At 61.1% G+C, this 24877-nt stretch carries 21 protein-coding genes and 2 pseudogenes; 20 read left to right on the top strand and 3 right to left on the bottom strand.

The genetic code is table 11. The features are described from left to right. Window positions 1-248: 248 nt before the first annotated feature. From tssI to U5809_RS21290, 13 genes and pseudogenes are all read left to right on the top strand, one after another. A complete protein-coding gene (tssI, locus tag U5809_RS21345; RefSeq protein ID WP_322088042.1) occupies window positions 249-3419 on the top strand; it encodes a type VI secretion system Vgr family protein in 3171 nt (1056 codons plus the stop codon). Between the two features lie 56 nt (window positions 3420-3475). Then, entirely contained in the window at window positions 3476-8125 is a 4650-nt protein-coding gene (locus U5809_RS21340; protein ID WP_322088041.1) for an RHS repeat-associated core domain-containing protein, read from the top strand. Further along, on the top strand, window positions 8109-8687 hold the full coding sequence (locus tag U5809_RS21335) for a hypothetical protein (protein ID WP_322088039.1): 579 nt from the start codon (window positions 8109-8111) through the stop codon (window positions 8685-8687). The genes U5809_RS21340 and U5809_RS21335 overlap by 17 nt, the downstream gene beginning before the upstream one ends. Then, window positions 8687-8845 (top strand): annotated as a pseudogene (locus U5809_RS34680) (RHS repeat-associated core domain-containing protein); the annotation flags it as partial. The gene U5809_RS21335 and the pseudogene U5809_RS34680, both read left to right, overlap by 1 nt. Before the next feature lie 416 nt (window positions 8846-9261). Continuing rightward, on the top strand, window positions 9262-9633 hold the full coding sequence (locus U5809_RS21325) for a hypothetical protein (protein ID WP_322088037.1): 372 nt from the start codon (window positions 9262-9264) through the stop codon (window positions 9631-9633). 79 nt (window positions 9634-9712) lie between these two features. After that, window positions 9713-9887: pseudogene (locus U5809_RS34675) on the top strand (RHS repeat-associated core domain-containing protein); the annotation flags it as partial. An 824-nt stretch (window positions 9888-10711) separates the two neighbouring features. Next, window positions 10712-10927 carry an HNH/ENDO VII family nuclease gene (locus U5809_RS34670; protein WP_415877955.1) on the top strand — a complete coding sequence of 72 codons (216 nt, stop codon included), beginning with the start codon at window positions 10712-10714 and terminating at the stop codon, window positions 10925-10927. A gap of 71 nt (window positions 10928-10998) precedes the next feature. Further along, a complete protein-coding gene (locus tag U5809_RS21315; RefSeq protein ID WP_322088036.1) occupies window positions 10999-11358 on the top strand; it encodes an SMI1/KNR4 family protein in 360 nt (119 codons plus the stop codon). Window positions 11359-11683: 325 nt separating this feature from the next. Continuing rightward, window positions 11684-11887 carry a hypothetical protein gene (locus U5809_RS21310; protein ID WP_322088035.1) on the top strand — a complete coding sequence of 68 codons (204 nt, stop codon included), beginning with the start codon at window positions 11684-11686 and terminating at the stop codon, window positions 11885-11887. Between the two features lie 784 nt (window positions 11888-12671). After that, window positions 12672-13013 carry a hypothetical protein gene (locus tag U5809_RS21305; protein WP_322088034.1) on the top strand — a complete coding sequence of 114 codons (342 nt, stop codon included), beginning with the start codon at window positions 12672-12674 and terminating at the stop codon, window positions 13011-13013. 317 nt (window positions 13014-13330) lie between these two features. Further along, window positions 13331-13639, top strand: a complete 309-nt coding sequence (locus U5809_RS21300) for a hypothetical protein (RefSeq protein WP_322088033.1) — start codon at window positions 13331-13333, stop codon at window positions 13637-13639. Between the two features lie 301 nt (window positions 13640-13940). Continuing rightward, the gene (locus tag U5809_RS21295) at window positions 13941-14258 is read left to right on the top strand and encodes a hypothetical protein (RefSeq protein ID WP_322088032.1); all 318 of its coding nucleotides are present in this window, start codon (window positions 13941-13943) and stop codon (window positions 14256-14258) included. A 166-nt stretch (window positions 14259-14424) separates the two neighbouring features. Then, window positions 14425-14760 (top strand): hypothetical protein, encoded by a 336-nt coding sequence (locus U5809_RS21290; protein ID WP_322088031.1) that lies wholly within the window; start codon window positions 14425-14427, stop codon window positions 14758-14760. An 81-nt stretch (window positions 14761-14841) separates the two neighbouring features. Here U5809_RS21290 and icmH read toward each other — a convergent pair whose 3' ends face one another. The 3 genes from icmH to tssJ form a co-directional block, all read right to left on the bottom strand. Continuing rightward, window positions 14842-15624: a type IVB secretion system protein IcmH/DotU gene (gene icmH / locus U5809_RS21285; RefSeq protein WP_282506514.1), complete on the bottom strand. Its 783-nt coding sequence runs from the start codon at window positions 15622-15624 to the stop codon at window positions 14842-14844. Then, entirely contained in the window at window positions 15621-16967 is a 1347-nt protein-coding gene (gene tssK, locus U5809_RS21280; protein WP_322088030.1) for a type VI secretion system baseplate subunit TssK, read from the bottom strand. The genes icmH and tssK overlap by 4 nt, the downstream gene beginning before the upstream one ends. Before the next feature lie 102 nt (window positions 16968-17069). Beyond that, on the bottom strand, window positions 17070-17669 hold the full coding sequence (gene tssJ / locus U5809_RS21275; RefSeq protein WP_322088086.1) for a type VI secretion system lipoprotein TssJ: 600 nt from the start codon (window positions 17667-17669) through the stop codon (window positions 17070-17072). A gap of 384 nt (window positions 17670-18053) precedes the next feature. On the opposite strand from tssJ, the gene U5809_RS21270 reads away from it, so the two are divergent. From U5809_RS21270 to tssG, 7 genes are all read left to right on the top strand, one after another. After that, window positions 18054-18683 (top strand): tetratricopeptide repeat protein, encoded by a 630-nt coding sequence (locus U5809_RS21270; RefSeq protein ID WP_176051200.1) that lies wholly within the window; start codon window positions 18054-18056, stop codon window positions 18681-18683. Window positions 18684-18737: 54 nt separating this feature from the next. Next, window positions 18738-19253 (top strand): type VI secretion system contractile sheath small subunit, encoded by a 516-nt coding sequence (gene tssB / locus U5809_RS21265; protein WP_282506518.1) that lies wholly within the window; start codon window positions 18738-18740, stop codon window positions 19251-19253. Window positions 19254-19268: 15 nt separating this feature from the next. Next, entirely contained in the window at window positions 19269-20759 is a 1491-nt protein-coding gene (gene tssC / locus U5809_RS21260) for a type VI secretion system contractile sheath large subunit (RefSeq protein WP_176051199.1), read from the top strand. A gap of 71 nt (window positions 20760-20830) precedes the next feature. Beyond that, window positions 20831-21334 (top strand): Hcp family type VI secretion system effector, encoded by a 504-nt coding sequence (locus U5809_RS21255; RefSeq protein WP_048251029.1) that lies wholly within the window; start codon window positions 20831-20833, stop codon window positions 21332-21334. A 62-nt stretch (window positions 21335-21396) separates the two neighbouring features. Beyond that, window positions 21397-21882 (top strand): type VI secretion system baseplate subunit TssE, encoded by a 486-nt coding sequence (gene tssE / locus U5809_RS21250; protein ID WP_034187524.1) that lies wholly within the window; start codon window positions 21397-21399, stop codon window positions 21880-21882. Window positions 21883-21959: 77 nt separating this feature from the next. Beyond that, the gene (gene tssF / locus U5809_RS21245) at window positions 21960-23795 is read left to right on the top strand and encodes a type VI secretion system baseplate subunit TssF (RefSeq protein WP_282506520.1); all 1836 of its coding nucleotides are present in this window, start codon (window positions 21960-21962) and stop codon (window positions 23793-23795) included. Beyond that, window positions 23759-24859, top strand: coding sequence for a type VI secretion system baseplate subunit TssG (tssG, locus tag U5809_RS21240; RefSeq protein WP_282506522.1), 1101 nt, complete (start codon window positions 23759-23761; stop codon window positions 24857-24859). Before tssF ends, tssG begins: the two co-directional genes overlap by 37 nt. Window positions 24860-24877 lie beyond the last annotated feature (18 nt).

The raw sequence follows: 24877 nt of genomic DNA, 5'->3' as shown, positions 1-24877 counted from the left end.
GTAGACACTACTCGCAACCGCGCCGCGCCGGAAGTCGAATTGGCCCTGATTGCAATCGATTTCAGGGGGGCACGACGGGTGCACGGGCTGGCCGGCGTGGGTGCAGGCGGCGTACGGGCGGAACGGATGACGCGTCTGCAGTTCCGGTGGGTTTTCAGGGACTGACGTAATTTCTCTGTAAAATCGCGCGAGCGAAGTTCAGTGCTCGCGCCATCCGAGGGCGCGTCAAAAGAAAAAAGGCCGTAGCCATGAACATGCAGAACACTGTTGCCGCATTGCGCGGCGGGTTGCTTCAGCAGGACCGGTTGTTGAAGATCGATACGCCCTTGGGGGGCAACGTCCTGACCGTGCAGCGGGCAGTCGGCCGCTCGCGCATCGGGCGCGCGTACGAGTTTACGCTCGACGTGCTGTCGACTGAAGGCGATCTGGAACTTAAAAAACTGATCGCGCAGCCTGTCACGCTGTGGATCGAGCAAGGCAACCGCAGCTATCGGCCGATCAACGGATACGTGCATACCGCGCGCCGGCTGGGCGCCGACGGTGGGCTCACGACCTATCAGCTCACATTCGCCGATTTCACCCATTTCCTGAAGTTCCGTCGCGATCAGCGGCTCTGGAACGACACGACCGTCGACCAGATCATCAGCGACGTGCTGAACCAGCACCCGCAGGCCAAGGGCCATTTCCGCTTCGCGCTGTCGAAGCCGCTGCCGAATCGCTCTTACACGCGTCAGCACGACACCGACTGGCATTTCGTGCATCGCCTGATGGAGGACGAGGGGCTCTACTGCGCGTGGCAGCAGGCCGACGACGGCAAGTCGCACACGCTCGTGATCACCGACAACCTGCAGGCGTTTGCGCCGCTGTCACCGGAGACGGTGAGCTTCTATCGCGGTGGTGCGGCAAGCGGGGCCGACGCGTTTACGCAATGGTCGGGCTCGCGCACGCTGCAGAGCGTCACGCGTTCGACGCGCACGTTCGACTACAAGAATCCTGCGCAACCGTCGAATCCGAAAGGCACGTCGCTGCCGACGATGGCCGGCCAGGGTGAACTGCCGGACCAGCTCGAGGTGTACGAGTACACGGGCGCTTATACGTATCTGGACCAGACACGCGGCGACCATCTGACGAAGGTCAAGATGGAGGAGTGGGAGTCGCAGGCGAAGCGCTTCCATGCCGCAGGCGGCGTGCGCGCGATCGATGCGGGCCGGCGTTTCACGCTGACCGGGCATCCCGAGCACGATCGCGATTCCGCCGATCAGCGCGAATTCGCCGCGATCGAGGTCGCGTGGTGGATCGAGAACAACCTGCCCGTTGCGAGCGACCGCGCGGATTTTCCGTACAGCCTGCGCGAGGCATTGGCAGGCGCACAGGAAGGCTATGGTGCCAGTCCCGCGTTTCGCGTGCCGCACGATGACGGATCGACCGGCTTCTATCTCGTCGAGGTCGAAGCGCAGCGTGTGAGCGTGCCGTACCGCAGCCCGTTCGAGCATAAAAAACCGGAGATGCATCTCGAGACGGCGATCGTCGTCGGGCCACAGGGCGAGGAGGTCTATACCGACTCACTGAACCGGATCCGCGTGCAGTTCGTATGGGACCGGATGAATCCGGGCGATGAGAACGCATCGTGCTGGGTGCGCGTCGTGCAATCGGATACAGGCGGCGGCTACGGCGGCGTGCACGTGCCGCGCATCGGCGAGGAAGTGCTGATCGACTACGTCGGCGGCGACTGCGACCGGCCGCTGGCCGTCGGGCGCGTGTACAACGGCGCGAACCAGCCGCAATGGCATAGCGACGGGATCCTGTCCGGCTACCGGTCGAAGGAGTATTCGGGCGGCGGCTACAACCAGCTCGTGATGGACGACGCGACCGGGCAGAACCGCGTGCAGCTGATGAGCAGCAGTGCGAACAGCCTGCTGCATCTGGGCTACATCATCGACCACAGCGCGAATTCGCGCGGGTCGTATCTGGGCAGCGGGTTCGACCTGCGCTCGGACGCGTACGGCGCGGTGCGCGCGAGCCAGGGCCTGTACGTGACGACGCACCCGAAGGCGGCGAACAGCCAGCCGCTCGACGTGAAGGAAGCGCAGCAGCAGCTCGTGACGGGCGAGAGCCTGGTCGAGGCGATGTCGGGCGTGAGCGAGCAGCATCAGGCGGAAAGCCTGAAGGACGCGCAGGACACGATGCGTGCGTTTACGGACGCGACGCAGGAGAGCAAGTCGGGCAGCGCGTCGGGCGGGCGCACGGCGGGTGGCGGCACGGGTAACGCGAACGCGTTCAAGGAGCCGGTGATGCTGTTCGGCAGCCCGTCGGGGATCGGGATGTCGACGCAGCAGTCGGTGCACGTGGTAGCGAACGATCACGTGAACGTGGCGAGCGGGCAGAGCGTGCACGTGGCCGCGGGCAAATCGCTGATCGGGAGCATCGGGCAGAAGCTGAGCCTGTTCGTGCAGAACGCGGGGATGAAGCTGTTTGCCGGCAAGGGCAAGGTCGAGATCCAGGCGCAGTCGGACAACATCGAGGTGACCGCGCAGAAGGCGGTGAAGGTGGTGTCGGCGACGGGGCAGATCGAGATCGCGGCCGACCAGGGGATTCTGCTGACGAGCGGCGGCGGGTACATCCGCATTCAAGGCGGGAACATCGAGATTCATACGCCGGGTGCGGTCGATGTGAAGGGTGCATCGCATACGTTCGCGGGGCCGGCGAGCATGGGGTATCCGTTGCCGAGCCCACGGCCGGATCAGCCGGGGCAACTGGAGCTGTTTCACAAGTACGTGAACGGCGAGGCGGTGAAGGGCGGGCTGTTCACGGTGAAAGACGTGAACGGTTCGGTACTGAAGAAGGGGGCGCTCGACAACAGCGGCTATACGGTCGTGAGCGGGCTGCCGCCAGGTGCGGTACGTGTCGAGTTCGGGAAGGACCCGCGCGAGTCGGATCAGCCGGCGAATTATTTCAAGCAGGTGCAGTGGCCAGTCGAGTCCGTTGAGCCGCCGTCGCAGGCGGCGCAGGCCGCTGCGTCGGAGCAGCTTGCGAGCCAGTTGAAGGGAATGGCGCCTGCGGCTGCGACGGCTGCGATGGGACTTGCGAGCGGAGGTGGGGCCGGTGCTGCGCTGGGCGGACTGGCGAGCTCCGCGTTGCCGGCTGCGGCGGGTGCATTAGGTGGCGCAGGCGCAGTGTCCGCGTTACAGACGGCGTCGAGCCTCGGCAGCGCTGCGAAGCAGGTCGCCGGGATGGTGCAGGCTGCACGGCAGGGTGGCCTTGCCGCACTGGCTGCACCGGCCGCGAACGCGGCATCCGGGATGCTGCAGGGGGCGCTGCCCGGCGTCGCCGGCAAGGGCGCTACGACGGTGGCATCCGCTGCGGGGGCAACCGGCATGAAGCTGCCGACGAGCGGATTCGGTGGACCGCTGAAATCCTGAGAGAGCGGCGCATCAGCCGTCTGGAACAACAAATCGCGACTTGAACCAAGAACGACATGGCACAACAACTTCCACCGGGCGCCGAGAAGGAACAGGCCGTTTCCTGGCTCAGCGATATTTCGCCGAAAGATGTGGCGGCGGGGGGCGATCGTTTCAATAAGTGGTTGCTCAAGATCAGCGGCAATCACGTTTCGTTCGAGGATCTGAAAACGTTCGCGAGCGCGGTGCCGATCATCGGTAACCTGATGGCGTTTTACGACGCGGTTTGCGACATCGTGATGATCGTCGAGAAGCGCCACGCCAATCTGCTCGACTACCTTGGGCTTGCAATCAACCTGATCGGGGTCATTCCGGTTCCGCCGCCGCTGGCATCGTTTCGCCTGTCGGCGCGCCCGCTTCTGGCGCTCGTGCGCAATCAATTGCTGATTTCGCGAGGCAATCTCGGGGCAGCGCTCATTTCGGTGCTTATAACGCACGTCAACGCCGCTGCCGCGACCGAAATCGAAAACTTCCTGAAGACCCTGCAGGACGTTCTTGTTGAACTGCTGAACGACTGCGCGCACAAGGCGCAGGAATTGATGGTCGGTATTGCGACCGGACTGGAGCTCGCCCTCAAAGGGCAAATTTTCGACAGTAGCGCGAACGTGCGGCGTACCGCGCAGATCGCTCAGAAGATGGACAAGCGCTCCTGGTACAACCCGATGCTGGTGGTTGACGCGATCGAGTACGGGTACGAAGGTTCGATCGCGTTGGGGAAGGAAGCCGGAAACGCGACGGCCGGGACGGCTGCGAAGCTTGCTCCGGATTCGTGGCTGCAACCGTTCCGCGATATCGTTGCGTTCCTGAAGACCGAGGCGCCGAAAGTCGCGAAGGCGATCCGCGATCTGAACGGCAGCGAAGAAGGCAAGATGCTGTGGCTGATCGCGCAAGTGATCGAGGCCGTGGCAAGGGTGCGCGCACGCGGCAAGCTTCATGAAAAGACTGCCGACGTGCCGCCCGGCGGCAAGGGGCGCGCGCAGCATGAGCGTCCTCAGGAGCCAGCAGGTGCGACCGGACAGCAGGTGCATGCGGCAGGTGCTGGCCAGAGTCCTTGTAAAGGTTGTGGGGTTGGTGCATCGACCGGGTCGATCGATTTTGCTTTCGGCGACGAGACTTTCACTCACGCGGACTTTGAACTGCCCGGCGCGCTGCCGCTCGTCTGGGCGCGCACTTATCGGTCGCGCCTCTCCGCATACGACAACGGGGAACTTGGCGCGCGGTGGCTCACGCCCTATACGACGCGCATCGATGTCGAAGGCGATACATGGTTCTTTCGCGACGCCAGCGGGCGCAGCATCGAATATCGAGCGCTTGCAGTCGGAGGGGTGTATGACGACCTCTCGGAGAACCTGACGCTGACACGGCTGGACGAGACATGGGTCACGATTGCATACGGTCACGACCAGCTTCACGCGTATGAACGGCGCGGCAATGCGTTCCGGCTGGCGATGCAGAAGGACCGTGCGGGCAATACGATCACGCTCGATTACGACGCGCTCGACCGCGTGGCACGCTTGATCGATGCGAGTAACAACGTGCTGTCGTTCGAGCACGACAAGCAAGGCCGGGTCGTGATGATCGAGCAGGTGCTCGAGGACGGAGCGCGCCGTACGCTTGCGAGTTACGCCTATGACGAAGCGGGCGATCTCGTGCGCGCAACCGACCGGTACGGCAACGCGTGGAGCTATCAGTACCGCCGCCATCTCGTGACGCGTTATACCGATCGCACCGGCCGCGGGATGACGCTTGAATGGGACGGCGCGGACGCTGAAGACAACGCGAACGCGAAATGCGTGCGCGAGTACGCAGACGACGGCAGCCTCGATATCCGCCTTGCATGGCATCCGAACATTCGGCTGACCTACGTGACCGATGCGCTCGGTCAGATGTCGCGCTACTACTTCAATATCAAGGGGTACGTTTATCGAATCGCCTATCCGGACGGAAGCGAGGAATGGTTCCGGCGCGACGAGCACGACAATCTGACGCTGCACATTCTGCAAGACGGCAGCATCGAGCAGATGCGTTATGACGCGCGTGGCAACCGGACATGGCACGAGCGCGCGGACGGCAGCATTGTCGAGATGGCGTACGACGACAAGGATCAGATGATCCGGCTTGTCGATCCGAACGGTCATGTCTGGCAGCGCAAGTACGATGATGCCGGCAACCTCGTCGAGGAAATCGATCCGCTCGAGCATGCGACGAAGTACGCCTACAACGACAAAGGGTTGCCTACGCAGATCACCGATGCGAAGGGCGGCTCGAAGGCACTTGAATACAATGCCGCCGGGCAATTGACGAGCTACACGGACTGCTCCGGAAAGAAGACGGAGTGGCAATACGACGATATCGGCCGCGTGATCGAGACAAAGGACGCGTCCGGTGGCGTGGTTGCCTACGGTTATGGCCCGAACGGCCAATTGACGGAGACGCGTTCGCCGGCCGGTGTCGAGCACGTGCAATACGACGCAGAAGGCCGGTTGTTGCGGCATACGGATCAACTCAATCGATCGACCCGCTACGGCTACGATGCAGTGGGTCGTATTGCGAGCCGCGCGGATGCGCTCGGGCAGACGATTACGTATCGCTACGACCGTCTTGGCCGCTTGACCGCGCTGACCGATGCGAACCTTGCAACGTACCAGTTCCACCACGATCCGGCGGGGCGGTTGATCGAGGAAATCGGTTTTGATGGCAAGTCGACGCGTTATCAATACGACCCGGACAGCGGCAGCCTTGTTTCGGTTGATGAAGCGGGTTGCGTGACGTCGATCGACGTCGACGCAAATGGCCGCCTGATGAAGCGTGTCGCGGGGGAAAGCGAGGAACGGTTTGCGTACGACCGGAGCGGCAGGCTGATTGACGCGGTGAACCGGTACAGCCGCGTGCAGTTCTTCTTCGATCCGGTCGGCAATCTCGTGCGCGAACATCACGCCTACGATTTGTTCGGCGACCGGCGTAGCTATGTGTGGCATCACGAATACGACGAGCTCGGTAACCGGCGACGTACCGTGCGGCCGGATGGCCATGCGGTTGACTGGCTGATGTATGGCTCGGGATATGTGCACGGGATGCTGCTCGATGGCGAGGAGCGTGTGCAATTCGAGCGCGATGACCTTCATCGCGAGACAGTACGCGTGCTGTCGAGCAAGGTCGGGCAGCGCACGCACTACGATCCGGCAGGACGTGTGCTGCAACAGACGATTCAGCGGTCGACGTCGCCTGCGCCGCTCGCAGAGCGGCGGTATCGCTATGACGCGGCGGGGCAGTTATCGCGAATCGAGGATAGCCGCAAGGGCGGGATCGATTACCGCTATGACCCGGTCGGGCGACTGATCGAGGCGATCAGTCCGGTCGCGAAGGAACGGTTTGCATTCGACCCGGCGAGCAACATCATCGATCCGGTGCGGCCGACCGAAGCACCGGCCTCCCGTCCGAGCCCGGTGCGGCCGGAAAGCACGTTGCCGGTCGAGGTGCCGAAGGTGCTGGGTAACCTGCTGAAGGCGTATGCAGGGATGCACTTCGAGTACGACACGCGCGGGAATCTGGTGCGCAAGCGTACGCCGGCGGGGGAGCAGGAATACGAGTGGGACGAATTCAATCGCTTGTTGTCGGCGCGGGTTGCGGAGGCGTCGCGGCAGAGTCAGTCACGGTATTTCTATGACGCGTTCGGTCGTCGGATCGCTAAGGAGGTGAATGGCGAGCGGACGGTGTTCGGATGGGATGGTGACGCGCTGGCGTATGAGAGCGATGGCGAGCGTGGCACGCACTATTTGTACGAGCCGGGAACGTTTGTGCCGCTGGCGCAGTATGTGGCGGAGCCGGTGGAAGGAATTGCTACGCCCGAATGGAAGGGTACCGATCGTTACGTGCCGGAGGATGATCCGCTGCAGAAGGCGCCGGAGCGGCGGGGTGACGCGGCGCTGTTCTATTACCATTGCGATCAGATCGGGACGCCGCAGTTGCTGACGGATGACGACGGAGACGTCGTATGGGAAGCGTCGTTTAAGGCTTGGGGTGAAGCGCGGGAAGTCATTGCGCGAGCGTCGAAGGCGACGGGCGTCGTACCGAAGAACCCGTTGCGATTCCAGGGACAGCAGGTTGATGAGGAAACGGGGCTCACCTATAACCGGCATCGGTATTATGATCCGAGCAGTGGCCGGTTCATCAGCAAGGACCCGATCGGACTGGCAGGTGGCCTGAATCTGTTCCGGTACGCACTGAATCCGGTACAGTGGATCGATCCGTTGGGGTTAGCGCCTTGCAACTTACTCCGTTATAAAATCAGGGACGGCCTTACACCGATGGCGGGCACACGCCAGACGGGCATCAACCGAGCCTGGAAAGCGGAGCAGGATTTGGTGAAGGCAACGGGTTCGGGGACAGTTGACTGGACGCCAGCACAAATGGACGAATTGCTAAGTTCCGGGAAAGTTACTGGATTTACAGGCCATCACATAAACAACGTTGAGAGTAACCCTGCATGGGCGGGTGACCCGCGCAACATTGTTTTCCTGTCAAATGGGCCGAACGGTGGCGATCATTTGAATAGTTTGCAAGGGCACCGAGGTAACTATCAGAACGCCACTTCGGGTCGATTGATTGATCGTGCGGCAATGACAAATCAGCATCAACGAGAGAATAGAAATGCAACCTGTCGATAGTATTTTTAGTGAGATTCGCCAGATTCTCGGTGTTGATGAAGATTCTGCCCAACAAACGACTACGTCCGAAATATTGACACTGCCATGGAACAACGAAACCGCAACTTGGTTATCAGCACTAAGAGCGAATGACCTACATATTCCTTGGTCGGCTGAGGAGCTTCGCCTATTCGGAAACAAAGCTAGCTTGGAAAACGGACAGATTGGGTACCGTATTGACTCGACAGGGAGGCGTTTACCAAACTGGCCGGACGACTGGGTAGCCCTCGGAGAGATAAGCGGTGATCCAATCATTGGAAGGGTTGGAGCGGATGGTTGTGTCATCCTCTTTGCTCGTCATGGTTCGGGAGCGTGGCAAGCGAATCCTGTTTCGAACGACACGAAGGCATTTGCCGAGGCGTTACGCATTTGGTGCGATCTCTTTGTAAGGCGATACTCGAAAGATATTTACGATGACACGCTAGCTGTACGACCAGACTTTTTGGCGGAACTTCAGCAGCGGGTTAACCAAACTCTATCGAATACCCAAACCGACGTGTTCATGAGCATGGTTGATGGTTAAAGACGGGGCTGCACTATAACCGACACAGATACTACGATCCGAGCTCAGGTCGTTTCGTGTCAAAGGACCCGATCGGTCTCGCGGGCGGCGACAACCTCTATCAATATGCGCCGAACCCGGTGCAGTGGATTGACCCGCTAGGGCTCACGAAATGCCCTTGCGCCGACGATTGCGAGAAGATTCTCGCCGACGAAGGTGTCGTGACCGGAAGGCACGGCGACCTGAGAAAGATCGGCGGGCAACAAGACTCCCATCACATTTACCAAGATGCCGCCGTGAATGGTCTGCCAAACTAAGACTACAACAATGCGCCGGCAATTAGTCTACAGGGTCGAAATGCCGACGGTACGACTCGTGGAACACCGCACTACCGTGCGAATCGGACGCAGGACAATGCGTCTCTTGCTGGCACCTTAGGAAGCGAAACCGTAGTAGCCTTCAATTCGCTGAAGGCAGCAGGACTCAGTTCCAAGGCGGCCAAATGTACCGTCCTACGCGCACGTGGCTATTTCTCCAGCATCGGCGCTAACGCCGGGTCTGGGACGACAACTCCATCGAAACGAATGAGGCTGAGATGAACCCATCATTGAATGATCGAGCGTATAAGGCGATCTCTGAATTCCTTGACGCAATCAACTCGATGGACAAAAGGGCGCTAGAGTCGAAGTTTGGAGTAACCGAACCGATTCTCGACGAGATATGCGAGTCCCTCGACGATTACTTCGGGGGGAAGCCCAGTATTGGGCTGGCGCCGATCGAATTGGCGTTCTCCGGCAAGAGAGGATCCAGGCCATACATTGACCTCTTCGAAATGGACGGAGGTCAATCATGGGGCGCCGAATGTGTGCTTTGGGTGAATGGGAGCGCCGAGGAGCCTATTTTGCATGTTGAATTGAGTGGAACGAACGACGAGCTAAATTTAAAATACAAATACATCGGCTCGTAGGGAAACAGGAAAGTATTCCGGCTTGGTGGTTTTGACGGTTCAATAGTTGATGTAATGGACTAACGCCGCTTAACCCGCACGGTTCAAGGGGCAGCAGCATGATCCAGAAGCGAGGCTGTTCTATAACCGGCACAGGTACTATGATCCCGACACCGGTAGGTTTGTCAGCAAGGACCCGATTGGCTTGGCCGGTGGCTTCAACGTCTTCCAGTACGCGCCGAGCCCGACAGGCTGGGTCGATCCACTGGGACCGGCTCGATGTCCTTGTGATCCGTGCTCGAAGTACGATGTTGGTACGTACGACGATCTCAAGTGGCGTTCGGCTTCTGGCGACGGTCTAGATATTCATCACGCTATGCAAAAACACCCAGCCGCCCAGGTTGTTGTTGGCTACGATCCAAAGACTGGTCCAGCCATCGCTGTTCCTGCCGGTGAGCATGAACAAATTCCGACTCATAAGGGCGTGTATATGGGATCGGCGAGAGATTTGTTAGCTGGTGACATCAGAGATTGAGGCAACACACCGGCGCTTCTAACAAGTGCTTGCAACGACTCATTGCGCTCAACAGGGAAATGTCCCCGACGGCATTTAAGAAATAGTATTCACATAAAAGGGACTTCGGTCACGAATACAGAGGAATTCGTTGCTGCGATCCGGATACGTGTGCAGGAGCAGGCGGCAAATGATCTTGTGAGAACTTTTACTGCCCCTCCGGGGCGGCGACCTCGTGATCTACTGATCAAGGTTTCGGAGTGGCGTGCTCGTTTACCTAGCGATGAACAACGGCTACTCGATGAAGTGATAGCGGAATCGGTTCGCGTTGCATTGTTTGGCCTCTTTGCTGTAATCGACGGATCAAGGGTCGTTGACGAGAATGTTGATCGGTTCATTACTACTGCTGTAGGTTACGACGGAGCCAGAGCGGAGCTTAATGAAGATGCCGCAGTCGACCTTCACAGTGAGTTTGCGCCTGATTGATGAGAACACCCGAAAAGAGAAGTGAAACATCAGGGGCCGCGTGAGCGGCCCTTGTTGTCTGTATGATGAGTTGAAGATTGGCATTCAGGTAGTACGGGCATGTGTTCCCAATCCACAGGTCCCTTGTTCGAAGTAACAACCAGCACGCATAGGGCTGCCAGTGGTGCAGGTCGCGAAGCATTACATCCGTATGGAAATCAAAAGAATCCTGATTTCCCCGTTGACCGCAATGCTTTTGACATCGACCGAAAGCAATACTGGCAAGATCGCGCAGCAGGGGTGAACGCTTCAAAAAATGGAGGATGTAGTCTGTGATTCCATCGGCAGTCGATCAGTATCTGGCAGGGTCTACCGGCGACATCGCTAGAGGTGACCCGAAAACGGCCATGAGTGCACTTCAGAATCTGGGGGTTGCTTCGGATACTGATTTTGGACAGTTTTACCTCAAGTATCAGGGGAGCTTTATAAGCCCGCGACCTGTTGCTGAGTTGCTTGATATCGAGGGTCCGGCTATTCCCGCAATTCCGGATCAAACGGATTATATTGAAGGCCGTTATGGTGTTCCGAAGCAGTATCTGGCTTTAACGTCCGATGAAAGCGAGGGGATGTACCTGTATAACAAAGACGATGGCGCTGTCTACGATCTTGATATTGCGGTTCTGGATGATTTTATAAAAGGGAAAGTTCCGGCGCGCTGGGCAACTTTTAACGAGTTCTTGACTTGGTATTTCGAGTCGTCACCATAAGCTAAGATAACGGCCGCTCACGCGGCCGTTGTTGTTTCTGGGCACAATGCCCTGAAATCGACCAACGCGCGGTTACTCGTTTCTCCCCTGATCGGTGAGAAACGCAGCGGCGGCCGTTAGTCTGTCAATGCAGGGAAGACGATATGTCCGAATTGAAGGCGGTGGCTATAAATACTCCGGTTGGAATTGTGTGTTCTCGTACAGCTTTTTGGCTTGATGAGCTTGTTTACAGTGCGTCAAGTAAAAGCATGATCTTTAATGCGCGATTCAGTAAATCTATGCGTGTGGAAGATGGTGGGGGCGGAAGAAGGATTTTAAATTTTCGGTGGTATTCAAGGGTGTCGAGGCGTTTGAGTGCATTGATTATGATGTGATGGAAAATAGGTTTGGGGAGGTTTCGAAAAGTAACTTCGATCAATTGATTGGTGATCGCGGGGCTGGTGAAAAAGGTATTTACTTGATTTGGTTTTATGATGAATGCTTTAAGATAGGGGCGGATGGATATGCCATGGCCGGTTTTGAAGAGTGAAGTTAATTGATTGCATCAGGTGGTGGGTGCTGCGCAGTGGGTAAGCGCAAAGTCACGGATGGTACCTGCGTCACGACTAAGTAGGACGTCACGGGTCGACGTGCCGAAGGTGATTCTCCACCGGCCGAGGTTCATGGGGAGATGCATTTCGAGTTCGGAACATGCTGAGGAGACGCCGTGGCAGCACCAATTGGGGGAGTTCCATGATGCGTTTGGCTGTCGAATCCGACATGTGTGAACTCTGAGCGGGTGGTGTTCGGGTGGGATGGCGATACGCTGGCGTATGAGAGCGCGGGGCAAGGCTGCCTGTACGAAGTGGGCTCGTTCGTGCCGATGGTGCAGTACGTGAGTGCACCGGTGGAAGGGTTCGAAACGCCGTCATGCAGTGCGGCCGATCGCTATGTACCGCAAGGTTGTTCACGCAGCGACGCATCCGGTGGGCTGGATTATGCGGAGGTGGTAGTCGCCTTTCATGTCGCACTCGTACACCACGGAGAAATTGGGACTCTTTAATCCTGGTGAGTAAATTTTCATTTTTAAGTATATTTGTCGCCGCGGGTCTTGCCATCGCATGGTCGATCATTTTTATGAGAAAAATTGCGAGGCAAAAGAAAATCACTTGGGGTGACATCAAGACATGGGCCAAGAACGTCATCGATTCGCTCTTTGGGGTTGGATAGCGCGACAAGTATGCGGACGGGGGCTGCAGGACATTGGCTCATACAAGCCTCGCCTGGACCTGACGGTCGCGATCCGGCATTGCGAGCGCACTTCATTGAGATATATGACGACTCACTACCCATCCCTCGAAGCGGCTTTTCGGGATTGTCCGGTCAGGATCGCGGACTGGGGATACTTCGAATGCCGGGAGACAGACTTGGCTGCATCGGGTGTCGAATTCTTCGACGACGTCGAAGACCCGGGGCATTGCCGGCGCGCAGCGTTCGCGGGGAGCGGTGGGCACCTCGTCGTGCTGACCGTTTACGCCGATCCCAAAGTCAATGAAGTCGTGTTCGCGTGCGATGCAAAAATTGCCGGGAAAAGCGATTTGCTGAACGTGTTGCCGGAGCCATTTCACCGATGGGTCGACATGTTCGAGATTGTCTATTTCGGTCAACCGGTCTGAGTGGCCGGGCGTACCATGCGAACGCACCAGGTGATTGTCGACGACGAGCACAATGCGATTATTACCGGGCAGCATATGGCGCCCGCATCTACGGTTCAGAACACGATTCACGTCGATTTGCCGGATGCTACCGCTGCGTACCAGGAGCAGGCCAGGCGTTTGGGGCATCCCGACGGTGTGTACGACAAAAACAACCGAAGTTGTGTGACGCACGTCGGAGACATTCTGCGAGCGGGCGGTGCGCAGAATGTGCCCACCACAACACGCGAAACCATTAAGTGGATAATCGCGAATGGGAAACGTCAATAGGATGAGTCATGGGCAGGATATTGTGTAAATCGCATGGCGCAACCGGAGTGATGCACGTTTCGAGCGATATCGCCGCCGACATGAAAACAGACGCGAGGCGCTTGAAGATTCTCCGTTATGACATCGACTGGCTGGGAGACGGACTCGCCGACATTTCGTACTTTGTTTCGACGGAGGTCGCGAAACAGTTCGGTCTGCCGGAGCCTGGTGATGTACCGTTTGGACCGGATTTCGAGGAACAGCATGCGGCTGTCTTCGATGGGCTCGTTGCTGTTTGCGACAAGTGCTTTGGCGAATATCAGAGCCGGGTTGCCTGACCGGTTCGGCGGATCATGTACAGGTCATGTGCCGAAGCATGTGCACATGACCGCTCGTTCGGTCCGGCCGGCGCCATGCGGATCGTCTTGATCTCGCAGCAAGCATCACCGTCGTCTCCCTTCCCGATCCGCTCTCGCCGGATGTTCGATCTGGCGGCGTTTCGATCGATGTGCAGCACGCAACCCGATCTGCAACGGAAGCCGGCCAATCGCGCTCGCTTGAAATTGGCATAATCACGGCCTGCCGCGAGAATCTCGCGGCCGAAGCAACGCAATCATCTCCGATACCACTGCAATACCCATGTCGATCGACTCCGCGACCGAAGTGTCGCTGCAACATATTCTCGAACGCCCGGGCGATTTCTCCGGATGGCTCTACCTGCCGCCGAGGCCTTGGACGCTCGATACGGCGGGCGCTTTCTCCGAAGACACCGGAGACGACGAAGAGGTCGCCGCGCCTGCCATCGCCCGCCAATCCGGCTGGCAGATCACGCTCGACAGCGCGACGATCGAGGACATCGTGATCAACGCGCACGACCAGATCGACGAGCCGAGCATGGCTCAGTTGTTCGATGCGTTCGTGTTCTACATCGAAAACGACGCGTTCATTCTGTTCTGACGGCACGCAGGCCGCTCGCCGGCGGCACGGCGCGTTCAACCGGGAGGCCCGATGCACGACGCGAATCCCAAATCGCTCGTCACCGAACTGCGCGACCGCAATTCGACGTGATCCACGTATGCTGGCAGACTGGCTGACTCGCCGCACGACAGGGAGGGAAATGAACATGGCAGGCGATCCCGCGACGCTGCGCGCGCAACAGGAAGCCATTTGCGCGCGATATGGCCTGCCTGCCGTCGAGCCTGAAGACATGGTTGCCGTCGCGATGTCGACGCTCGGGCGCATGCCTGTCTACGGCACCCGCATCTCGCTGTCCGAGGGCGAGAACGTCGGCTGGTTCTTCCATTGCGGCGAATACTCCGACGCCGTCGATTTTTATCAACCGTTGCATGCCGCGCATCTGTCGGCATACCTGCCGTCGGTTCTGCCCTATCTGCGGTTGCCGGCCGGTGCGCGTTTCATCGTCGACGATGCGGGTTATGAAGATGTCTGGATTGAGTGATGCATCGAAACGCGTGCAAATAAAAAAGGACCGCATTGCGGTCCTTTTTTCATGAAGCGGCGTTGGAACGCCCCGCGCTTCTTACGGCAACGAAATCGTCAAATTAGCCGACTCCGGCCCGACCTTGATCACCTGCGAATAAGGCGCCAACGCCTGCAGCGTCTTGTCCTTCAGATACGTGTTGAGCCCGAGAAACCCGAGCAGCGCAACCAGCGCGAACACGGCCCCGATCGCCCAGACCGGCACCTCGCGCTTCAACCGGTGCGCGATCTGGTCCGGCAGCGGCCAATTCGGCGCGAACGGCGCGCGCTTGCCCTTCATATGGGCGATTTCGTCGCCCAGTCGCGCCGTCAGATAAGCGAGCTTCTCCGGCCCCTCGAGCAGATACTTGCCCTGAAACCCGAGCAGCAGGCACATATGAAACACCTCGAGCGACTGCAGCCGCGCCGCACCCTGCGCGCGGCACTCCTCGAGATACTGATAGAACTTCTCGCCCGCGAGCTGCTCGCCGAACAGCACGAGTTGCAGCGGCCGGCGTTCCCAGTCCGCGCGAATCTTGAACTGCGACGACAGCACCATTTCGTCGATCGCCGCGCAGAAGGCGAATTTCGCGCCGTACACATCCTCGGCGGCGATATTCAGCTTCTTCGCGCCGCGCTCGAAATCCGACAGGAATTCCTGGATCCGCGTGCCGAATTCGCCGGCGCTGTCCGGTTCCCGCCCGTTCTTGAGCAGGAACAGCATGAAGAAGCCGTCGTACAGCAAGTCGAGCAGCGAACGCGCCTGGAACGCGGAGTCCGTCGACGCCGGGGTATGCATGGGTGCCGGCGCGTTGTCGCCGAACAGGGAAGGCGCGTAGCTCATGATGTGACCGCGATCAGTTCGAATTTCAGGTCATTGATGCCAGTCGGCGCATAGATCATCGCGGACTGGGCCTGCAGCATGCGCTCGTACAGCGGGCTGCGTGAATCGAGCGCGAAGTAGCACGCGCCGGGCCGCACCGGAATCGCGGGCGGCACCTGCGGCGTGTACGACAGCCGCACGCCGGGCATCGCCGACAGCACGAGCTTGTCGACGTCGTCGGGCGCGCCGACCTTGAAGCGGGCCGGCACGGCATCGACGAGCTCGACGCTCGGCATGTCCGCGGACACGGCCAGGTAGAACTCGGTCTTGTCGTCGATCTTGCCGGAATCGAGGCGGCCGAGGTGGAACGATGGCCGCACCTCGTCGAGCGTGATCGCGAAGTAGCGCGTCGAGATCACGGTGTCGAGCAGCTCGCGCAGCATCAGGTCGAGACGCGCAAAACTCGGTCCCGGATCGTCGTGGCGGTACACGGGCAGATCGGCGAGCGTATAGCCCTTCGAGAACGTCATCAGCTGGCCCGCGAGGCGCAGCAATTCCTGGTACAGCCGCTCCGGATGCAGCGCCGCGTGCTGGTGCAGGTGCGCGAGCGTCGCGAACGCGGCGTTCGCGGTATGCAGCAGCCAGAACGACGCGATGTCGCCCGAGCGGAACTCGATGATGTTCTTCGACGGCTCGCGGTGGAAACCGTACAGCGCGTTCACCTTCGCCTGCAGCGCGTCGACGAGCTGGCGCAGCCGCTGGTGCAGGATCGGCGACGCCTCGATCGCGAGGCACGGCGGCACGAAGCTGTCGTCGATCTCGAAGCCGGACGTCGCGGTGCGGCGCACGCGTACGAGCGGCACCGACAGCAGCTGGTCGCGCGGTTCGCTGTGCGCGATCAGCTTGACCTGCGTCTTCAGGAACGTGATGTCGGCCTCGGCGGCGTCGGTGAAATTGTCGGCGACGCTCGTCTGCTCGCTGACGAAACGCGTCATGAAGCCGGCGGCCGGATCGCCGCTGTAATTGGTGCCGTTCTCGCGCAGCGGGTGCAGCGCGAGATAGAACACGAATTCGTTGATGCCGTCGGGCAGCGTGTCCAGCGCGATCGGCGGCGGCAGGTCGTCGGCCTGCGGCGCGGCATACAGCGCGCCGTCCGGGAACACGAGCGCAAGTTCCGCCACGCGCAGCACGTTGCTGCCGAGCGCGTCGCGGTCGATGCGCACCGAGCGCACGCCCCAGTTGTAAGGCTGGATCGCCTGGATGGACTCGAACAGGCGCGCTTCGTGGTACGCGTCCTGCCGCTGAAAGTGTTGGGGCCGGAGGAACAGCCCTTCCCCCCACAGCACCTTGGCCGAATAACTCATGTCAAATCCGGTTAATGTGGCGTTGCGATGTAATCGATTTGTTCGTGCCCGAATTAAATCGCCAATTGTTAACTCTTGTTAATTGACATTCGTGCGACATCTTTAACCGCAGGACACCGAAGAAAGCATATTCAGCGGTTGTGAAGGCGCACCCTGCTGCGGTGCAATGACAGTGCCATCGGTGACCGTCATCGCGCAATTATGCAGGCCGATGATTATGCCGGATTTCTCCGACTTCGCCGGATCAAACGTCAGTTTCCATCGTTGGAGTGCGGGATCGCGGAACAGCGCGACGATGCCGAACGCCTGAGCCTCGCGCGAAACCTTCTCGGTCGCCGTATAGCGCTGGCCCGGAATCAGCGTGATTTCACGTACGTTCAACAGGTCGGCGCCGAGTGCGGTCTTTTCCTTGGTCGGATCGGTAAAGGCGTCGAACGGGGCCTGCTGGAACGACGTCGGGTCCTTCAGCGCGTAAAGCCGGACGACGAGCGCGAGCGGCTTGTTGTCGGTCGCGGCATTCAGGTTCGGCGCGGCGGCCAGCGTGAGCCCGATATTGCGCGGCGGCTTCTGCGCGTCGGGCAACTCGGGCTTGCCGATGCCGGCCGCGGACATCACGGCGCTCGCGGCCGAGCCGAGCAGCGGAGCGGCCGCGCATCCGGCCAGAAGGGCGCACGCAACCAGCGGCAGCGCGTAGCGAATCATGGACGATCTCATCGTTTTTCCGGCGTGCCGCCTTTATCCCTGTCAAAACTGCCGGGTATTTCCGCGTTCGCTGCGAATCCCCGGCATTGCACTGTTCAACTATTAAGCGCGCTGCGTCTCGGCAGGCGTCCGGAAATTTTTTCCGCTACCCGGGCGGTGCGTCGTGCAACCAGTAAAACTTGCGCATTCCGATCGAAAGAAAAACCGCTGCGAGCCCGCGGCGATAGGTCATTCGAGGGGGTAGCGCCCGGTTTTAAAAGGAATTACTCTTCACACGACGATTGAATTATGAAAAATTGATCGGTACTATACCCGCGCGCTTCTTGCAAAGCAAAAGAACCAGATTCTCAACGATTTAAAACTCACGCGCCGGTGGATATAACGATGAAAGACCGTCTCTTCGCAAAACTGTCTGGGGTAGTAGTGGCTTGCGGCGTGATCGCCGGTTGCGCGAGCCAGCCTCCCGCGCCGCCGACTGCCGAAGTGTTCAACAAGTCGCTGGCCGATGCAGACGCCGTTGCGAAGGCAGGGGATCAGGACAAGGCACTCGGCCTGTACCAGCAGCTCGCGAAGTCGGATCCGACGCGCGAGGAGCCGTGGTCGCGCATCGCGCAGATCCAGTTCGCGCAGAACCACTATGGCCAGGCGATCGTCGCCGCCCAGGAAGCGCTGCAGCGCGACGCGACCGACCGTCAGGCGAAGAGCGTGCTGGCCGTCGCCGGCCTGCGGATCGCGACGCAGTCGCTGGGCGAGCTGCGCCAGGATTCGTCGCTCGCGGGCGACGCGAAGTCCGATGCGCAGGCGCTGGCGAAGCAGCTGCGCGACACGCTGGGCGAATCGGCGCTGTTCCCGCCGGAAACGAAGGCCGTGAAGACGCGCCCGCCGCGCCGCGTCGTCCATCGTCCGAAGGGTGTCGCCGCACCGGCCGCCGAAGCGGCAGCGGCCACCACGCCGACGCCGCCCGCCACGCCGCAAAAGGGCAGCGCCGATCCGTTCGGCGCACTGCGCAATTGAGCGCAACTGAGCGCAACTGACGCGATAACCACAACTAACCTGGGAGCCGTCGAGATGGCCAAGAAAGAAAGCATTCAGAAAAGCTTGCAGAAAATACGGCCGCCGCGCGTCCAGCTGACCTACGAGGTCGAGAAGGGCGATGCGATCGAGGTGAAGGAACTGCCGTTCGTCGTCGGGGTTGTCGGCGATCTGGCGGGCCAGTCCGAAATCGAACAGCCGAAGCTGCGCGACCGCAAGTTCGTCAACATCGACCGCGACAATTTCGACGACGTGATGAAGGCGATCGAGCCGCGCGCCGCGTTCCAGGTGGAAAACCGCCTGAGCGAGGACGGCGGCAAGTTCGCGGTCGACCTGAAGTTCCGCTCGCTGTCGGATTTCAGCCCGGACGAAGTCGTCGAACAGGTCGAGCCGCTGCGCCGCCTGCTCGAGGCGCGCTCGAAGCTCGCCGACCTGCGCAACAAGCTTGCCGGCAACGACAAGCTCGAGGATCTGCTGTCCGAGGTGCTGAAGAACACGCAGCAACTGCAGGAGCTCGCGAAGGGCACCGGCGGCGACAAAGACGGCGAATGACGACGGAGTGTTGAGATGAACCAGCAAACGGCTGCGGCCCAAGCGAGCGGTGCGGAATATGCCGCCGGGACTTCGCTGCTCGACGACATCGTCGAGAAGAGCAAGGTCGCGAAATCCGATTCCGAGCACGCACGCGCGAAGGACCTGATCGGTGAACTCGTGCACCAGGTGCTCGACGGCACGGTGATCGTGTCGGACAACCTGTCGGCCACGATCGACGCGCGCGTCGCGGAGCTCGACCGCCTGATCTCCACGCAGCTTTCCGCCGTGATGCACGCGCCGGAATTCCAGCGCCTCGAGAGCACATGGCGCGGGATGGACTACCTGGTCAAGGAAAGCAACACGGGCCAGACGATCAAGATCAAGGCGCTGCACGCACCGAAGCGCGACCTCGTGCGCGACTTCAAGGGCGCGAGCGAGTTCGACCAGAGCGCGCTGTTCAAGAAGGTCTACGAAGAAGAATTCGGCACGTTCGGCGGCTCGCCGTTCGGCGCGCTGGTCGGCGATTACGAAATCTCGCGCCAGCCGGAAGACCTGTATTTCATCGAGCAGATGTCGCGCGTCGCGGCGGCCGCCCATGCGCCGTTCATCGCGTCGGCGTCGCCGGAACTGCTGGGCCTCGAGTCGTTCTCCGACCTCGGCAAGCCGCGCGATCTCGCGAAGGTGTTCGACACGGTTGAATACGCGAAGTGGAAGTCGTTCCGCGATTCGGAAGATTCGCGCTACGTCGGCCTGACGCTGCCGCGCTTCCTCGGCCGCCTGCCGTTCAATCCGAAGGACGGCCAGACCGCTGAACGCTTCAACTTCGTCGAGGACGTCGACGGCACCGAGCACGACAAGTACCTGTGGTGCAACGCGTCGTGGGCCTTCGCGGCCCGCCTGACGGCCGCGTTCGACGACTTCGGCTGGTGCGCGGCGATCCGCGGCGTCGAAGGCGGCGGCCTCGTCGAGGATCTGCCGACCCACACGTTCAAGACCGACGACGGCGAAGTCGCGCTGAAGTGCCCGACCGAGATCGCGATCACCGATCGCCGCGAGAAGGAGCTGAGCGACCTCGGCTTCATCCCGCTCGTCCATTGCAAGAATTCCGATTACGCCGCGTTTTTCGCCGCGCAGTCGGTGCAAAAAGCGAAGAAATACAGCACCGACAGCGCCAACGCGAACGCCGTTCTGTCCGCGCAGCTTCAGTACATCTTCTCGGTATCGCGCGTTGCGCACTACCTGAAGGCGATGATGCGCGACAAGATCGGCAGCTTTGCCTCGGCGCAGAACGTGGAAACATTCCTCAACCGGTGGATTTCGCAGTACGTCCTGCTCGACGACAACGCGTCGCAGGAGCAGAAGGCGCAATTCCCGCTGCGCGAGGCTTCCATACAAGTGTCGGAGATTCCGGGGAAGCCGGGCTCGTATCGTTCGGTCGCGTTCCTGCGCCCGCACTTTCAGCTCGACGAACTCTCGATTTCTCTGCGACTTGTCGCTGATCTGCCCAAATCGGCAAATTCATAAGCGAGCAAAATCGCCCGGGCGGGCCGCCTGGGTAGGACGTTAAAACCACCTCTTTGGGGAGTAGAAGGGCCATGTTACACATTCACTTGCAATTTGGTAGCCCGGCAGTCAAAGGCGAGTCGGCTGACAAGGACCATCAGGGCTGGCTTGAACTGAAGTCGTGGGATCACTCGATCCTGCAGCCGCGTTCGGCAACGGCGTCGTCGGCCGGCGGCCTGACGCAAACGCGTTGCGAACACGGCGACATGGTGTTCTCGAAGGAAATCGACTCCGCGAGCCCGCTGCTGTACCAGCACGCGTCGGGCGGTACGACGTTCGACGAAGTGACGATCCATTTCTCGCGCGCTGACGGTGAAGGCAAGCGCGTGCAGTATCTGGAAGTCAAGCTGAAGTACGTGATCATCTCGAGCATCGCACCGAGCGTCCGCGAGGAAGGCCTGCCGATCGAGACGTTCTCGCTGAAGTACGCAGCCGTGCAGTGGAAGCAGACCCAGCAGAAGATCGGCGGCAACCAGGGCGGCAACACGCAAGGCGCCTGGAGCCTGACGAAGAACGACAAGACCTACGCGGTCTAAGGTCGGTTGCGGCAACGGGGCGCACGGCGTCCCGTTGCCGTTTTCGCTGTGCATGCCGGCTGATGAAACGATTCGAACCCAGTTTTCTCGACAAGCTGTTCGACGACGAACCGCACCTGCCGGCCTCGGCAGCGATGCGGCAATTGTCGCTGGACGAGCTCAAGAACACGGTCGCCCGCGACGTCGAGGCGATCCTCAACACACGTATCGCGCACACCGAGAGCGAACTGGCGGCGTTGCCCGAATGCCAGAAGTCGGTGCTGACCTACGGGCTGAACGATTTCGCGGGGCTGAGCCTCGCGAGCCACTACGACCGCGCGTTCATCTGCAAGTCGATCCAGCAGGCCATCGCGCGCCATGAGCCGCGCCTGCAGCAGGTGCAGGTGACGTTCGAGCTGAACGAGCAGGCCACCAACGCGCTCTACTTCGCGATCCAGGCGCTGCTCGTCGTGCACCCGGCCGAGGAGCCGGTGAGTTTCGATGCGATGCTGCAACCGTCGACGCTGCAGTATTCGGTCACGCGCGCACGCGCCGCGAGAATGCAGTAAATCAAGCCGCCGAGCGGGCCGGACCGCCCGGTGATGGTTCAGGGTCCGGCAGGAAATATTGAGGTTCGGGGTCGTCGATGGAAGAATTGCTGCCGTATTACGAGCGCGAATTATCGTTTTTGCGGCGCTATTCGCGAGATTTCGCCGAACGCTATCCGAAGATCGCGGCGCGGCTCGCGCTATCGGGCGAGCATTGCGAGGATCCGCACGTCGAACGGATGATCGAGTCGTTCGCGCTGCTCGGCGCGCGCATCAACAAGAAACTCGACGACGACTACCCCGAATTCACCGAAGCGCTGCTGGAAGTGCTGTATCCGCACTACCTGCGGCCGTTCCCGTCGTGCTCGATCGCGCAGTTCACGCCGGCTTCGCCCGGCCAGCAGACCGAACCGGTCGTGATCGATCGCGGCACCGAGCTGAAGAGCCGCCCGATCCGCGGCGTGCAGTGCCGGTTCCGCACCGCCTACGACGTGACGCTCGCGCCGATCCGCATTTCGGAAGCCCGATACACGCCGGTCGCGCTCGCGCCGAGCGCGACGGTGCTGCCGTCCAACGCGACGGGCGTGATCTCGATCACGTTCGAATCGCTCGCCGCGCAGCTCGATCTCGGCGCGCTGAAGGTGTCGACGCTGCGCGCGCACCTGCACGGCGAGCAGTCGTTCGTCGCCGCGCTCACCGACTGCCTGTTCGTCAACGTGCTCGGCGCGTACGTCGAGCCCGAACGCAACGGCCGCTGGACCGCGCTGCGCAAGCTGCCGATCGCACAGGCCGGCTTCGGCGAAGACGACGCGCTGATCGACTATCCGGCGAAATCGCATCCCGCGTACCGCCTGCTCACCGAATACTTCGCGTTCCCCGACAAGTTCGATTTCGTCGATTTCGATCTCGCGGCGATCGCGCGCGCGTCGGGCCGCTGCCAGCGCGCGACGCTGCATCTCGTGCTGCAGGATGTGCGCAGCGATTCGCACGTCGCGCGGCTGCTCGAACTGCTGACGCCGAGCCATTTCCGGCTGTTCTGCACGCCGATCGTCAACCTGTTCCGCCAGCACGGCGAGCCGATCCGCATCACGCATCGCGCGGTGTCGTACCCGGTGATCGCCGAGGCGCGGCGCGCGTTCGCGTACGAGGTGTATTCGATCGATTCGGTGAAGCTCGTCCGGCAGCAGGCGCATGAAGAGTCGGTGATCGAGTTCCGGCCGTTCTACTCGCTGCATCACGGCGAATCGGCCCGGATCGGCCACTACTGGTTCGCGCGCCGCAACGACTGGGTTGCGCAGAAGAGCCCCGGCTACGAAACCGAGATCTCGATCGTCGACATCGACTTCGAGCCGACGTCGCCGCAAACCGACACGCTGAGCCTCGACCTCACCTGCACGAACCGCGACCTGCCGGCGATGCTCGCGTTCGGCCTCGAGGGCGGCGACCTGTTCCAGGAAGGCGGTGCGCAGACGAGCGGCATCTCGCTGCTGCGCCGCCCGACGCAGAGCGTGCGCTTCGAGCGCGGCCGCGCCGCGCACTGGCGGCTCGTGTCGCATCTCGCGCTCAATCACGTGTCGCTGGTCGCGCACGGTCTCGCGCCGCTGAAGGAAATGCTGACGCTGTACGACCTGCGGCGCACGGCCGTATCGATGCGCCAGATCGACGGCCTCGCCGGCATCGAGCAGCGCGGCGCCGTGCAGTGGCTGCCCGGCAAGCCGTTCGCGACCTTCGTGCGCGGCATCGAGATCCGGCTGACGATCGACGAGGAGCACTTCGTGGGCGCGAGCCTCGCGTCGTTCGTGCGCGTGCTCGACAGCTTCTTCGGGCTCTACGTCCACCTCAACAGCTTTGTTCAACTAGTCGTCGTGTCGAAGCGCACCGGCGAGGAGATCATCCGATGCAAGCCCCGAACCGGCGAATCGATCCTGGCGTAGTCGATGCGCTGCTCGACGAGCCCCACCGCTTCGAGTTCTTCCAGGCGGTGCGCGTGCTCGAAGGGCTGTTCGCGCGGCAGGCGTCGGATGCGCCCGGCGCGTGGCGGCAGGGCGACGTGGTCGCGCAGCGCATCGAATTCCGCAACACGCTGTCGCTCGGCTTTCCGCCGAGCGAGATCGAAGGCGTGCGTTCGTTCGACGACGACGGCACGCTGCTCGATTCGGGCGAGCAGCGCGGCGCCGCGCTCGCAGCCGGCGAGCTCGGCCACGTCGAGCTGACCCCCGCGTTCTTCGGGCTGCTCGGCGGGCAGGGCGCGCTGCCGCTGCATTACACCGAGCAGATCGTCGCGCGCGAGCACCTGCGGCGCGATCACGCGGCGCGCGCGTTCTTCGACGTGTTCTCGAACCGTGCGACCGCGCTGTTCTACGCGGCGTGGAAGAAATACCGGCTGCCGTTCCATTACGAGCTCGACCGCGACGAGCGCTATCTGCCGCTCTTGCTCGCGATCGCGGGCGTGCCGAGCGACGAGGTGCGCGACAGCCTCGCGGCCGGCTCGGGCGGCGTGCTCGACGAGGCCGTCGCCGGTTACGCGCTGGCCGCGCGGCACCGGCCGATGTCGGCCGCGTACCTCCAGCGCGCGCTGTCCGATTACTTCCGCGTGCCGGTGAAGATCGACCAGTTCGTCGGCAAGTGGTACGACGTGCCGCCCGACCAGTTGAGCGTGCTTGGCGAAGTCAACGCGGTGCTCGGCGCGACGGCGCTCGTCGGCGAACGCGTCTGGCAGCGCGACATGCGCGCACGGATCATCGTCGGCCCGCTGTCCAAGCGCGACTACGAGGCATTTCTGCCCGGTGGCGCGCAGGCCATCGCGCTCGAGCGGATGCTGACGCTGCTCGCCGGTGTCACGCTCGAGTACGAGGTGAAGCTCGTGCTGAAGCGCACCGAGGTCGGCGCGAGTGTGCTCGGCGCGGGCTCGCGGCTCGGCTGGGATGCGTTCCTCTGCACGCGCGACGCGATCGAGGACCGCTCCGACGCACGCTACGAACTGCACGTGATTCACTGATTCCGAACGACAACAACA

Source organism: Burkholderia sp. BCC1999 (genome assembly GCF_905339975.1).
Taxonomy (GTDB): domain Bacteria; phylum Pseudomonadota; class Gammaproteobacteria; order Burkholderiales; family Burkholderiaceae; genus Burkholderia.
The sequence above is the reverse complement of the archived record's forward strand: the minus strand, read 5'-3'. Positions and strand labels throughout refer to the sequence as shown.

Coding starts and splice junctions, on each gene's coding strand:
- tssC (WP_176051199.1), top strand. CDS start 19,269: ATGAACCAGCAAACGGCTGCGGCCCAAGCGAGCGGTGCGGAATATGCC.
- U5809_RS21340 (WP_322088041.1), top strand. CDS start 3,476: ATGGCACAACAACTTCCACCGGGCGCCGAGAAGGAACAGGCCGTTTCC.
- tssK (WP_322088030.1), bottom strand. CDS start 16,967: ATGAGTTATTCGGCCAAGGTGCTGTGGGGGGAAGGGCTGTTCCTCCGG.
- tssE (WP_034187524.1), top strand. CDS start 21,397: ATGAAACGATTCGAACCCAGTTTTCTCGACAAGCTGTTCGACGACGAA.
- tssI (WP_322088042.1), top strand. CDS start 249: ATGAACATGCAGAACACTGTTGCCGCATTGCGCGGCGGGTTGCTTCAG.
- U5809_RS21315 (WP_322088036.1), top strand. CDS start 10,999: ATGAGTGCACTTCAGAATCTGGGGGTTGCTTCGGATACTGATTTTGGA.
- tssJ (WP_322088086.1), bottom strand. CDS start 17,669: ATGATTCGCTACGCGCTGCCGCTGGTTGCGTGCGCCCTTCTGGCCGGA.
- U5809_RS34670 (WP_415877955.1), top strand. CDS start 10,712: ATGTGTTCCCAATCCACAGGTCCCTTGTTCGAAGTAACAACCAGCACG.
- tssB (WP_282506518.1), top strand. CDS start 18,738: ATGGCCAAGAAAGAAAGCATTCAGAAAAGCTTGCAGAAAATACGGCCG.
- U5809_RS21255 (WP_048251029.1), top strand. CDS start 20,831: ATGTTACACATTCACTTGCAATTTGGTAGCCCGGCAGTCAAAGGCGAG.
- tssG (WP_282506522.1), top strand. CDS start 23,759: ATGCAAGCCCCGAACCGGCGAATCGATCCTGGCGTAGTCGATGCGCTG.
- U5809_RS21335 (WP_322088039.1), top strand. CDS start 8,109: ATGCAACCTGTCGATAGTATTTTTAGTGAGATTCGCCAGATTCTCGGT.
- U5809_RS21325 (WP_322088037.1), top strand. CDS start 9,262: ATGAACCCATCATTGAATGATCGAGCGTATAAGGCGATCTCTGAATTC.
- U5809_RS21270 (WP_176051200.1), top strand. CDS start 18,054: ATGAAAGACCGTCTCTTCGCAAAACTGTCTGGGGTAGTAGTGGCTTGC.
- U5809_RS21290 (WP_322088031.1), top strand. CDS start 14,425: ATGGCAGGCGATCCCGCGACGCTGCGCGCGCAACAGGAAGCCATTTGC.
- U5809_RS21300 (WP_322088033.1), top strand. CDS start 13,331: ATGGGCAGGATATTGTGTAAATCGCATGGCGCAACCGGAGTGATGCAC.
- icmH (WP_282506514.1), bottom strand. CDS start 15,624: ATGAGCTACGCGCCTTCCCTGTTCGGCGACAACGCGCCGGCACCCATG.
- U5809_RS21295 (WP_322088032.1), top strand. CDS start 13,941: ATGTCGATCGACTCCGCGACCGAAGTGTCGCTGCAACATATTCTCGAA.
- U5809_RS21305 (WP_322088034.1), top strand. CDS start 12,672: ATGACGACTCACTACCCATCCCTCGAAGCGGCTTTTCGGGATTGTCCG.
- tssF (WP_282506520.1), top strand. CDS start 21,960: ATGGAAGAATTGCTGCCGTATTACGAGCGCGAATTATCGTTTTTGCGG.